Here is a 12,316-nt window from a genome sequence, read left to right on the forward strand (position 1 = left end):
GCGGAACGGGGGTTATTGGCTTAACAGACCGTTTTTACGTGCCTGCTCTTCCCACTGCGGGATCACCGTTTTGATGAAGTCCTGCTTCTCGGCCTTGATTTGCTCCATGTTCAGGCCAATTGCCTGCTGGGCTTTCTCTTTGGTCGAGATATCCGGGATCTGGATTTCATGGGTGATGCCTTTGGTCGCCAGCAAACGCGCCAGTTTGGTACGCGCATCCGCCGCTTTATCCATCGCCGTGCCAAGCATCCGCAGACCTTCTTCCGGCGCGTGCATATGAATGCCGTGGGAAGCGATCGCCAGATCCCAACGCCACTGAGCATGACGGATATCGTCCTGAATCGGCTTCATTTCGGCTTCCGTCGCGCCTGCATCCAGCGCCGCTTTCGCTTCGAAGTGGGCGTGAACCAGTTGATCTTCGACCTTGATTTTCAGGTCGTTAATCGACTGTTTACGCTCCGCGACCACTTTTTGCAGCGTGGCTTTGTCCTGGGTATGGCAGTTCGCACAGGTCTGGGCAAAGTTATCAAACGGATTGCCAATTTTATGGTCGGTGTAAAGTTTGCCTTCGGCGTTCTGCACTTTCGGCATGTGACAGTCGATACAGGTCACGTTATTTTTGCCGTGAATGCCCGCACTCCAGGTTTCATATTCCGGGTGCTGCGCTTTCAGCATTGGCGTTTTGGACAGGTAGTTAGTCCAGTCAGAGAAGGCAATTTTGTCGTAATACTGCTCCATGTTTTCGACTTTCATGCCGTTATCCCACGGGAATTTAACGGCCTTATCTTTACCGTCAAAGTAATACTCCACGTGGCATTGACCGCAGACCATTGACTGCTGGTCGAAGCGTCCGCCTTTCTCAAAAGGTTTACCAATCGCTTCCATCGCACGAGCCGCATACGGACGTGAAAGGGTTAACTCCGGTTTGCCTTTGGCGAACTCTGGCGAAGCAGTGTTATGGCAGTCAGCACAACCCAAGTTGTTGACGATTTCCGGGCCGCCGCGCGCCCATTTACCGTGGAAGTAGCCATCTTCGCCGTCTTTCTGGATCAGACGCGCCACATCCGGGCTTTTACAACTCCAGCAGGCCATTGGCATCGTGCCATCTTCGGCATTTTTCGGCGCACCGGTACGCAAAGTTTCACGCACATCGGTCACAGCAAAGGCATGTCCGCGCGGCTTGTTGTAATCGCGTGAGAAGGGATATCCCGCCCACAGGATCACCAGACGTGGATCTTCCGCCAGTGCGTCAACACGCTCTGATTGTTCCGAGGTGGCTTTCCAGGAGAGATATTGATCGGGGTGCTGCGGGGCAAAGGTTTCATTCTTCGCTTCCACAGTTACAGGTTTCGCGGGAGCGGCCGTTTGTTCAGCGTGAACAGAAGTGAAAAAGAAAAAAGGAATCAATAAGCTGAAGATACGGCGTGCGTTTATTTTTATCCTTGTCATAGGGGCTTCATCCAAATTTTGCCATTGAGGAAATGGCAGTTTTTATTGTTTTTTCATAACAGTAACCGCACATACACTGTTATGACATTGCTCGCCCCTATGTGTAACAAATAACCACACTCAGAATGTTGTCTTTAATCAATTGTAAGTGCATGTAAAATACCACTTTAGAGTTAGCCGGTATCTTCCTCGTTTTCAACAGCATGCATAACTGCATGTTCCTCAAAGAATTAATCAACTTTTGTTGGTGACCTTCAAAAATTACCCTGCCGTTTATTTGCACAATTCTACTTTTGCGTGATCTGTCGCCCAAATACTAAACAAAACTGCCAATACCCCTACATTTAACGCTTATGCCACATATTATTAACATCCTACAAGGAGAACAAAAGCATGAGTCAAATTCACAAACACACCATTCCTGCCAACATCGCAGACCATTGCCTGATAAACCCTCAGCAGTACGAGGCGATGTATCAACAATCTATTAACGCACCAGATACCTTCTGGGGCGAACAGGGAAAAATTCTCGACTGGATCAAACCCTACCAGAAGGTGAAAAACACCTCCTTTGCCCCCGGTAATGTGTCAATTAAATGGTACGAGGACGGCACGCTGAATCTGGCGGCAAACTGCCTCGACCGCCATCTACAAGAAAACGGCGATCGTACCGCCATCATCTGGGAAGGCGATGATGCCAGCCAGAGCAAACATATCAGCTATAAAGAGCTGCACCGCGACGTCTGCCGCTTCGCCAATACCCTGCTCGAGCTGGGCATTAAAAAAGGTGATGTAGTGGCGATTTATATGCCGATGGTGCCAGAAGCCGCAGTCGCGATGCTGGCCTGCGCCCGCATTGGTGCGGTGCATTCGGTGATATTCGGCGGCTTCTCGCCGGAAGCCGTTGCCGGACGCATTATTGATTCTAACTCACGGTTGGTGATCACTTCCGACGAAGGTGTACGCGCCGGGCGCAGCATTCCGCTGAAGAAAAACGTCGATGACGCGCTGAAAAATCCGAACGTCACCAGCATTGAACATGTGGTTGTACTGAAGCGTACTGGCGGGAAAATTGACTGGCAGGAAGGGCGCGACCTGTGGTGGCACGACCTGGTTGAGCAAGCCAGCGATCAGCACCAGCCGGAAGAAGTAAACGCCGAAGATCCGTTGTTTATTCTCTACACCTCCGGTTCTACCGGTAAGCCGAAAGGCGTGCTGCACACTACCGGCGGTTATCTGGTGTACGCGGCGCTGACCTTTAAATATGTTTTTGATTATCATCCGGGCGATATCTACTGGTGCACCGCCGATGTGGGCTGGGTGACCGGACACAGTTACTTGCTGTACGGCCCGCTGGCCTGTGGGGCGACCACGCTGATGTTTGAAGGCGTACCGAACTGGCCGACGCCTGCCCGTATGGCGCAGGTGGTAGATAAGCATCAGGTCAATATTCTCTATACCGCGCCAACAGCCATTCGCGCACTGATGGCGGAAGGCGATAAAGCGATTGAAGGCACCGACCGTTCGTCGCTGCGTATTCTCGGCTCCGTGGGCGAGCCAATCAACCCGGAAGCGTGGGAGTGGTACTGGAAGAAGATAGGCAACGAGAAATGCCCGGTGGTTGATACCTGGTGGCAGACCGAAACCGGCGGTTTCATGATTACCCCACTGCCAGGCGCTACCGAGCTGAAAGCTGGTTCTGCTACGCGTCCGTTCTTCGGCGTGCAACCGGCGCTGGTCGATAACGAAGGTAACCCGCTGGAAGGCGCTACCGAAGGCAGCCTGGTGATCACCGACTCCTGGCCGGGTCAGGCGCGCACGCTGTTTGGCGATCACGAGCGTTTTGAGCAGACCTACTTCTCCACCTTCAAAAATATGTATTTCAGCGGCGACGGCGCGCGTCGTGATGAAGATGGCTATTACTGGATCACCGGGCGCGTGGACGACGTGCTGAACGTTTCCGGTCACCGCCTGGGGACAGCGGAGATTGAGTCGGCGCTGGTGGCGCATCCGAAGATAGCCGAAGCCGCTGTCGTCGGTATTCCGCACAATATTAAAGGTCAGGCGATTTACGCCTACGTCACGCTTAATCACGGGGAGGAACCGTCACCAGAACTGTACGCAGAAGTCCGCAATTGGGTGCGTAAAGAGATTGGCCCGCTGGCAACGCCAGACGTGCTGCACTGGACCGACTCCCTGCCTAAAACCCGCTCCGGCAAAATTATGCGCCGTATTCTGCGCAAAATTGCGGCGGGCGATACCAGCAACCTGGGCGATACCTCGACGCTTGCCGATCCTGGCGTAGTTGAGAAGCTGCTTGAAGAGAAGCAGGCTATCGCGATGCCATCGTAACCCACAATTGCCGGATGCGGCGTAAACGCCTTATCCAGCCTACATTCGGCAACGGCTGTAGGCCTGATAAGACGCGACAGCGGCGCATCAGGCGATGGGTTACCTGAGCGTTAACCTTCTCCCATAAGGGAGCAGGAATTAAAACAATCCCTACATTACCTCTGGAGAATCTGTGATGAATGGCACTATTTATCAGCGGATAGAAGACAATGCGCATTTCAGGGAGTTAGTCGAAAAACGGCAACGGTTTGCCACCATCCTGTCGATTATTATGCTGGCAGTTTATATCGGCTTTATTTTACTGATCGCCTTCGCGCCCGGCTGGCTGGGCACTCCGCTGAACCCGAACACCAGCGTCACACGCGGGATTCCAGTCGGTGTTGGAGTGATTGTGATCTCCTTTGTTCTCACTGGTATCTACATCTGGCGGGCGAACGGCGAATTTGACCGTCTTAATAATGAAGTCCTGCATGAGGTACAAGCATCATGAAAAGAGTTCTGACGGCGCTTGCCGCCACACTCCCTTTCGCAGCTAACGCGGCGGATGCTATTAGCGGGGCCGTAGAGCGCCAGCCAACGAACTGGCAAGCGATTATTATGTTCCTGATTTTCGTCGTGTTTACGCTCGGTATTACCTACTGGGCGTCAAAACGCGTACGTTCTCGTAATGACTACTACACCGCCGGCGGCAATATCACCGGTTTCCAGAACGGGCTGGCGATTGCGGGTGACTATATGTCTGCCGCCTCATTTTTGGGGATATCCGCGCTGGTGTTTACCTCCGGCTATGACGGCTTAATTTACTCGCTGGGCTTCCTGGTGGGCTGGCCGATCATTCTGTTCCTGATTGCCGAACGTCTGCGTAATCTCGGTCGCTATACCTTTGCCGATGTGGCCTCGTACCGTCTGAAGCAGGGACCAATTCGTATTCTTTCGGCCTGTGGTTCTCTGGTGGTCGTGGCACTTTACCTTATCGCCCAGATGGTAGGCGCAGGTAAACTGATCGAACTGCTGTTTGGCCTTAACTATCACATTGCGGTGGTTCTGGTCGGCGTACTGATGATGATGTACGTCCTGTTCGGCGGAATGCTGGCGACCACCTGGGTACAGATTATCAAAGCCGTACTGTTGCTGTTCGGTGCCAGCTTTATGGCCTTTATGGTGATGAAACACGTCGGCTTTAGCTTCAACAATCTGTTCAGCGAAGCGATGGCGGTACACCCGAAAGGTGTCGACATCATGAAGCCGGGCGGGCTGGTGAAAGATCCGATCTCCGCGCTGTCGCTGGGGCTGGGACTGATGTTTGGTACGGCTGGCTTGCCGCATATTCTGATGCGTTTCTTTACGGTCAGCGATGCCCGTGAAGCGCGTAAGAGCGTGTTCTACGCCACCGGATTTATGGGTTACTTCTATATCCTGACCTTTATTATCGGTTTTGGCGCGATCATGCTGGTCGGTGCGAATCCGGCCTATAAAGACGCGGCAGGGGCGCTGATTGGCGGTAACAACATGGCGGCGGTTCACCTGGCCAATGCGGTAGGCGGCAACCTGTTCCTCGGCTTTATTTCAGCGGTTGCTTTCGCCACCATCCTCGCGGTGGTTGCGGGTCTGACGCTGGCAGGTGCATCGGCGGTTTCGCATGACCTGTACGCCAACGTCTTCAAAAAAGGCGCGACCGAACGTGAAGAGCTGCGGGTATCGAAAATCACCGTGCTAATTTTGGGCGTGATTGCCATTATCCTCGGCGTCCTGTTTGAGAATCAGAACATCGCCTTCATGGTGGGTCTGGCGTTTGCCATCGCGGCGAGCTGTAACTTCCCAATCATTCTGCTTTCTATGTACTGGTCGAAACTGACCACGCGTGGTGCGATGCTGGGCGGCTGGTTAGGATTGATTACTGCGGTGGTACTGATGATCCTCGGCCCGACTATTTGGGTACAGATCCTCGGTCACGAAAAAGCCATCTTCCCGTATGAATACCCGGCGCTGTTCTCGATCACCGTGGCATTCCTCGGCATCTGGTTCTTCTCGGCAACCGATAACTCAGCGGAAGGGGCGCGTGAGCGTGAACTGTTCCGTGCGCAATTTATCCGTTCCCAGACCGGCTTTGGCGTTGAGCAAGGCCGCGCGCATTAATCTCTACCCTTCCCCGGTCGCCTGATCGGGGAATTCCTTCAGAACATCATCCAGGCCACCAGCGGCGACACCAGTACCATCAATACGCCAGAAAGCATCATGACCAGACTGGCAACCACTCCCTCTTGTTGACCCAGTTCATACGATCGCGCAGTCCCGGCGCCATGAGACGCCGCGCCAAATCCAGCACCTTTCGCCATCCCTTCGCGAATAGATAGACGTAAAAACAGCACGTCGCCAATCGCCATACCAAACACGCCGGTGACCACCACAAACAGCGCCACCAGATCGGGCTGTCCGCCGAGCGACTGGCTCGCTGCCAGAGCAAATGGCGTAGTGACCGAACGCACCGCCAGGCTCCGCTGGATCTCATCCGGCAGGGTAAATAATCGCGCCAGCCACACCGAGCTGGTCACTGCCACCACCGTTGCCGTCAGTACGCCCGCCGTCAGCGACATCCAGTGACGTTTAATGATCGCCCGATTGTCATATACCGGCACCGCAAAGGCGATGGTTGCCGGGCCTAATAGCCATAGTAGCCAGTGCGCTTCGCCAATATAGTTTTGCCAGGAAATATTGCCAAAAACCAGCAGCATAACCAGTAGCGCAGGCGTCAGCACCAGAGGCATCAACGGCAGTTTACGAAAGCGGCGATAAAGGCGTTTGTTAAGAAAATAGATAACCAGCGTAATCGCCAGGCAGAGCATACTTAGCTGAAAATTAGTCACGGTTTAACCTGCGCATTTCATAGCGATAGACTTTTTCCACTACCCAGGCGGTCGTGCCCAGAACCATCACCGTGCTCAACGCGATCACCGCAAAAATACGCCAGCCATCCACCAGTAATAGTTGTGCATAGTTCACCACCGCCACTACGGCAGGGACAAAAAACAGCAGCATTTCGGCCAGTAACCAGCGCGCCCCGGCACGTACCCATTGCAGAGGAATAATGCGGCAAACAATCAGCGCCAGCATCAGGATCATCCCCACCAGATTGGCGGGTAGCGGCAAATGCAGCCAGGAGACGAGATATTGCGCAAAAATAAATAAACCTGCATACAGCACAACCTGCACAAATACCTGCATAGATTGCACAACGGCAGGGGTAATGCGGCGAAGCGCTACGGACATGAGGGGATATCCTGAAAATAAAACAGAACGCTAAGTATAGAGAGCCTCATGCCGCTACTGAAATGAATTAAAATCATTGCAGGTATAGTCAAAGGGAATAGTTATGGATATCAGAACGCTGCGTTATTTTGTCGAAGTCGTGCGCCAGCAGAGCTTCACCCGCGCAGCGGAGAAGCTGTTTGTGACCCAGCCCACCATCAGCAAAATGCTGAAGAATCTCGAAGATGAGCTGAACTGTATATTGTTGATCCGCGATGGCCGTCGGCTGCTTCTCACTGATACTGGTCGCGTCGTGTTTGAGCGTGCACTGGCAATTCTTGCTGAGTTTCGGCAACTAGAGGCCGAGCTGGATGATATAAACCAACTCAATAAAGGCATATTGCGGCTGGGAATTCCGCCAATGGTTGGCATGTTAATGGCTGGACCTGTGGGGCTGTTCCGCCAGCGTTACCCCGGCGTGGAACTGAAGATTTCGGAGTTTGGTGGTCTGACGGTACAACAAGCGGTAATGAACGGCGAACTGGATATGGCACTGACCGCCCTGCCAGTAGAAGAAAGTGGCCTGACAACGTTATCGCTGTTTAGTCATCCGCTTTGTGTGCTGGCGCCACGTTCAGGTAAATGGCTTGAGCGTGATGCCGTCTCACCAGAGACACTGGCGGAACATCCTCTACTTATCTATAACGAAGATTTTGCCTTAAGTAAGCAATTGATGGCGTTATTCGATGAACATGGCGTTAAGCCGAGGATTGCGGTTCGCAGCGGGCAATGGGATTTTCTCGCCGCGATGGTTCAGGCCGGTGTCGGAATAGCCATTTTGCCGGAACCCATTTGCCAGCGATTAGATAAAAACACCTTAAAATGGCTGCCGCTGGAAAGCGAACTACGCTGGAAATTAGGCATGATTTGGCGTGAGGGCGTTTACCTTTCCCACTGTGCCCAGGCGTGGCTGACCTGTTGTGAAGGATACTGGTTAACCCCAGAGTAAGACAGGTTGGCGGACTCGCCCGACAACCATGCAGATTATTGATTTTCCTCAATCAACAACGCTTCCAGCAAATCGAGATCGTGCAGTAATTTTTGCAGCGTTTCGTTGCTGATCTCCCGCGTGGCGCGCAGGTGGTAGAGTTCAGCGCGTTCAGAACGCAGCGCCGCCAGACGGAAGCGACGCTCCAGGTTCTCTTCCTGAACTGAACTTTCGACGTCGTTGCGACCATCGGCGCGACGGCGCAGATTACCAATGACGCGAGAGCTGACTTCAGTGAGCAACTGGTTGTCGATATTCTCTTCGGTGTCCGCCGCCAGACGCTCCTCCATTTTCTGGATCGCCACAATCGCCACTTCAGCGGTTGCCGCACGCGCGATTCGCTCCTCTTTCAACTGTTGAGAGTGGTCCGCGACTTCAATGTGTTGCAGCAGAACAGGCAGCATCACTACGCCGACAAACAGCGAAAAGAGAATGACGCCAGCCGCCAGGAACACCAGCTCATAACGCGCCGGGAAGACATTTCCATCCGGCAACAGCAGAGGGATAGAGAGCACACCAGCAAGAGTGATTGCCCCGCGCACCCCAGCGAAAGACGCGATCAGAATTTCTCGTGTAGTCCACGAACCAAACTCCATCGGCTTCTTCTTCAGGAAACGGTTGCTGAACTTTTTCATCGTCCACAGCCAGCCAAAACGTACCAGCATTAGCGCCGCATAAATCAAGATGATGTCGGTAAACAGCATCCAGATTTCGACGTTAGGGTCAATTTCCGCCGCAACCAGCGACGTTTCCAGAATCCCTGGCAGTTGCAGGCCCAGCAGCAAGAACACCATGCCGTTAAAGACAAATTCCAGCATCGCCCAGGTGCTGTTCGCGCGCAATCGCATCGCCAGCGGCGCACGGCGCATCACGCCGGAACGGGTGATGGTCATCCCGGCGGCAACTGCTGCGAGGATGCCGGAAACGCCAATATGTTCGGCAATCAGATAAGAGGCAAACGGCAGCAGGAACAGCAATACGATCTGCGTCGCGGGTTCATCGCCGCCCCAGCGACTGAGGAAACGCAACGAGCGACCATACAGCCAGCTCACCACGAAGCCCGCCAGAATGCCGCCAATGGCCACTTTCATAAATTCGACCGTCGCACCGCCGACGGTGAAGATCATAGTCCCCATCGCAACTGCTACAGCAAACTTCAGCGACACCAGGCCGGAGGCGTCATTCATCAACGCTTCGCCCTGCAAAATGCCCATGATTTTTTTCGGAATGCGCCCTTCGCCAACAATCCCGGAGAGCGCCACGGCATCGGTCGGAGAGAGCACCGCCGCCAGCGCAAAGGCGGGTATCAGCGGGATACCCGGCACCACCCAGTAAATAAGGAAGCCAATGCCGACCACGGTGACCACCACCAGCGCCAGCGCGAGGCCGAATATTTCCCGACCATGTTCGAGAAATTCGCGGGTTGGTGTTTTCCAGCCATCAGCAAACAGCAACGGCGGGATAAACAAGACTAAAAAGAGTTCAGGATCAAACTCCACATGCAAACCAAACGTCGGCCACGCCAGTAGCGCACCGATGGCGATTTGCATAAGCGGAAGCGGGATCTGAAAGGGCATGACACGAGTGACCACCCCGGACAGCGAGACCACGAGGGTCATTATCAGTATGGTGAAGAAGATTTCCATGCGTTCCCTGTTTGCAATGTTTTTTATGATTTGAGAAAGGCGTTATGCCCGGACTCTCAGTTTTTCAGAATATCGCAAAAGCTCACACAATGTACGGAGAAAAATAAAAACGGGCAGCTATTGCCACCCGTTTTCAGAATCTTATTAAGCTTAGATGGCCCAGCCTCCGGCATAGAAGGTGACCAGCGCCACGGCGATAACGACCGTACCGATGTTCAGCTTACGCCATTCGCCAGAAACCAGACGACCAATCACCAGGGTCGCGAAGCCGATCATGATGCCAGTTACGATATTACAGGTCAGCACGATGAATACTGCCGTTACCAGACCCGCCATTGCATCGACGAAATCAGCAAAGTCGATTTTCGCCACGTTGCTCAACATCAACAGGCCAACGTACATCAGCGCCGGAGCTGTTGCGTAACCCGGAACGAGGTAAGAGAGCGGAGAGAGGAACAGAATCAGCAGGAACAGCACGCCAACCGTGATTGCCGTCAGACCGGTTTTACCGCCCGCCGCTGTACCCGCCGCAGACTCAATGTATACCGCAGCCGGAGCCGCACCGACCAGGCCAGAAAAAACACTGCTCAGGGAGTCGGTGGTCAGAGCTTTGCCGCCGTCGATAATCTGCCCGTCTTTATCCAGCAGGTTCGCCTGACCGGCTACCGCACGGATGGTTCCGGTGGCATCGAAAACAGCAGTCATCACCAACGCCAGTACGCTCGGCAGTACCACAGGGTTCAGCGCCCCCATAATATCCAGGCTACCAATTAGCGAATTACCGTTCTCATCGCTCAATGAAGGCATGGCGAAAACGCCAGAGAAGTGGACGTTAGGATCAAAAAGCAGACCCACAATCGAGATGCCGATAATGGTTAACAGGATACCGCCTGGTACTTTCAGTTTTTCCAGGCCGATAATCACCGCCAGACCTACCAGCGACATAATCACCGGGAAGGTCGCGAAATCACCCAGCGCCACTGGCAGACCATCGAGCGGGTTTTTAATCACCAGACCGACACCATTAGCGGCAATCAGCAGCAGGAACAGACCGATACCAATCCCCGTGCCGTGCGCCACGCCGTGCGGTAAGTTGCGCAAAATCCAGCTACGGATACCCGTGGCAGATATTACCGTAAACAGCACCCCCATCAGGAACACGGCACCCAGCGCGACAGGTACGCTAATATGTTGCCCCAGCACCAGGCTGAATGCGGTAAACGCCGTCAGAGAGATGGCACAGCCGATAGCCAACGGCAGATTGGCCCATAACCCCATCGCGATAGAGCCAATCCCGGCAACCAGACAAGTCGCAACAAAAACTGCCGCTGGCGGGAAGCCCGCTTTACCCAACATACCTGGAACGACGATAACCGAGTAAACCATCGCCAGAAACGTTGTTAACCCGGCAACCACTTCCTGACGGACGGTGCTTCCGCGTTGTGAAATTTTAAACCAGGCGTCGAGTGAACCGCCGGTACGCGCTGATGGCGTAGACATAAGAAAACATCCCCTGAGAGTTTATTTTTCGTCAAGATGCGTGGCGGACAATCCCCTGCCAGCGAAACGTTATCTTCCTGCTTCAGGTTTGCGACAATCTGGGGCGTCGCAAAAAAGCAAACGTTTAGCTCCGCGCATACAAAACGGGTGGTAAAAAAAAGCAAACGATTATCCGGCGATCATAGCGGCTTTTTCAACCGAAGTTTGCTGCTTTTTTCCCTTTTCTTGTGTTGACGATGAAAAACCAGGCAATTGATGCGCAAACGTTATCGTTGATGCGCAAAATTACGGCATTTGTAGGCAACTTGTGGCGAAGGTTCGCGGTAAAAAATCACGCAAGATGACAAAAATATTGCGGCTAAAAAGGATCGCTTTGCACTGGCGAAGAAACAGCGGTGACATACAATTAAAGTATCAACACTAACCGGAACCTCCACCACGTGCTCGAATGAGGTGTGTTGACGTCGGGGGAAACCCTCCCGTGTACCAGCGGGATAGAGTGAAAGACAAAGACCGGAAAACAAACTAAAGCGCCCTTGTGGCGCTTTAGTTTTGTTCATCTTCCAGCAAGCGTGCGCCGGTACCTTCTTCCCCTAAGCGGTCGCCAGGGTTACGCAACGGGCAGTCGCTACGCGAAAGGCAGCCGCAGCCAATACAACCGTCCAGTTCATCACGCAGCGCGACTAAGGTATGAATGCGCCGATCCAATTCTTCTCGCCATTGCGAAGATAGCTGTTTCCACTCTTTCGCACTTAACGTATGCCCTTCGGGCAACACACCAAACGCTTCACCAATGGTCGCCAGCGGAATGCCAATGCGTTGAGCAATTTTGATAATTGCGACATATCGCAACACATCACGCTTATATCGCCGCTGATTACCGCTATTGCGGATACTGGTAATCAATCCTTTGCTTTCATAGAAGTGCAGCGCCGATACCGCCACGCCGCTACGTTTCGCCACTTCGCCTGGAGTAAGCAAGGCTTTAATGCGGGGTAATTTCTTTTCCATAAATCGCTTTACCTCAAGTTAACTTGAGGAATTATACTCCCCAACAGATGAATTAACGAACTGA

The 12,316-nt window shown here is 53.3% G+C and carries 10 protein-coding genes; 4 read left to right on the forward strand and 6 right to left on the reverse strand.

From position 1 onward, the window contains the following. Nucleotides 1–12: 12 nt before the first annotated feature. Nucleotides 13–1,449 carry an ammonia-forming nitrite reductase cytochrome c552 subunit gene (nrfA, locus tag HEN21_RS13555; protein ID WP_176252224.1) on the reverse strand — a complete coding sequence of 479 codons (1,437 nt, stop codon included), beginning with the start codon at nt 1,447–1,449 and terminating at the stop codon, nt 13–15. 393 nt (nt 1,450–1,842) lie between these two features. Here nrfA and acs point away from each other — a divergent pair, with 393 nt between their 5' ends. The 3 genes from acs (at nt 1,843) to actP (ending at nt 5,937) form a co-directional block, all read left to right on the forward strand. Continuing rightward, nucleotides 1,843–3,801 carry an acetate--CoA ligase gene (gene acs, locus HEN21_RS13560; RefSeq protein ID WP_105285618.1) on the forward strand — a complete coding sequence of 653 codons (1,959 nt, stop codon included), beginning with the start codon at nt 1,843–1,845 and terminating at the stop codon, nt 3,799–3,801. Between the two features lie 175 nt (nt 3,802–3,976). Further along, nucleotides 3,977–4,291: a DUF485 domain-containing protein gene (locus tag HEN21_RS13565; protein WP_001296646.1), complete on the forward strand. Its 315-nt coding sequence runs from the start codon at nt 3,977–3,979 to the stop codon at nt 4,289–4,291. Further along, nucleotides 4,288–5,937, forward strand: coding sequence for a cation/acetate symporter ActP (actP, locus tag HEN21_RS13570; protein ID WP_000832546.1), 1,650 nt, complete (start codon nt 4,288–4,290; stop codon nt 5,935–5,937). Before HEN21_RS13565 ends, actP begins: the two co-directional genes overlap by 4 nt. Nucleotides 5,938–5,975: 38 nt before the next feature. On the opposite strand, the gene HEN21_RS13575 is transcribed toward actP, so the two are convergent. Then, nucleotides 5,976–6,665: an LrgB family protein gene (locus tag HEN21_RS13575; protein ID WP_000181101.1), complete on the reverse strand. Its 690-nt coding sequence runs from the start codon at nt 6,663–6,665 to the stop codon at nt 5,976–5,978. Then, nucleotides 6,658–7,068 carry a CidA/LrgA family protein gene (locus HEN21_RS13580; RefSeq protein ID WP_000109438.1) on the reverse strand — a complete coding sequence of 137 codons (411 nt, stop codon included), beginning with the start codon at nt 7,066–7,068 and terminating at the stop codon, nt 6,658–6,660. The genes HEN21_RS13575 and HEN21_RS13580 overlap by 8 nt, the downstream gene beginning before the upstream one ends. Nucleotides 7,069–7,171: 103 nt before the next feature. Between HEN21_RS13580 and HEN21_RS13585 the strand changes: the two genes are divergently transcribed. Further along, nucleotides 7,172–8,056: a LysR family transcriptional regulator gene (locus tag HEN21_RS13585; RefSeq protein ID WP_000354951.1), complete on the forward strand. Its 885-nt coding sequence runs from the start codon at nt 7,172–7,174 to the stop codon at nt 8,054–8,056. 35 nt (nt 8,057–8,091) lie between these two features. Here the strand turns inward: HEN21_RS13585 and HEN21_RS13590 are convergent, their stop codons facing one another. From HEN21_RS13590 to soxR, 3 genes are all read right to left on the reverse strand, one after another. Continuing rightward, nucleotides 8,092–9,741 (reverse strand): Na+/H+ antiporter, encoded by a 1,650-nt coding sequence (locus HEN21_RS13590; protein WP_000402211.1) that lies wholly within the window; start codon nt 9,739–9,741, stop codon nt 8,092–8,094. Nucleotides 9,742–9,891: 150 nt separating this feature from the next. After that, complete coding sequence (gene ghxP, locus HEN21_RS13595; protein WP_000106865.1) at nt 9,892–11,241, reverse strand: guanine/hypoxanthine transporter GhxP; 1,350 nt, start codon at nt 11,239–11,241, stop codon at nt 9,892–9,894. A 546-nt stretch (nt 11,242–11,787) separates the two neighbouring features. Beyond that, nucleotides 11,788–12,252, reverse strand: coding sequence for a redox-sensitive transcriptional activator SoxR (gene soxR, locus HEN21_RS13600; RefSeq protein ID WP_000412428.1), 465 nt, complete (start codon nt 12,250–12,252; stop codon nt 11,788–11,790). Nucleotides 12,253–12,316 lie beyond the last annotated feature (64 nt).

It is taken from the genome of Escherichia sp. 93.1518 (assembly GCF_013368915.2).
Taxonomy (GTDB): domain Bacteria; phylum Pseudomonadota; class Gammaproteobacteria; order Enterobacterales; family Enterobacteriaceae; genus Escherichia; species Escherichia ruysiae.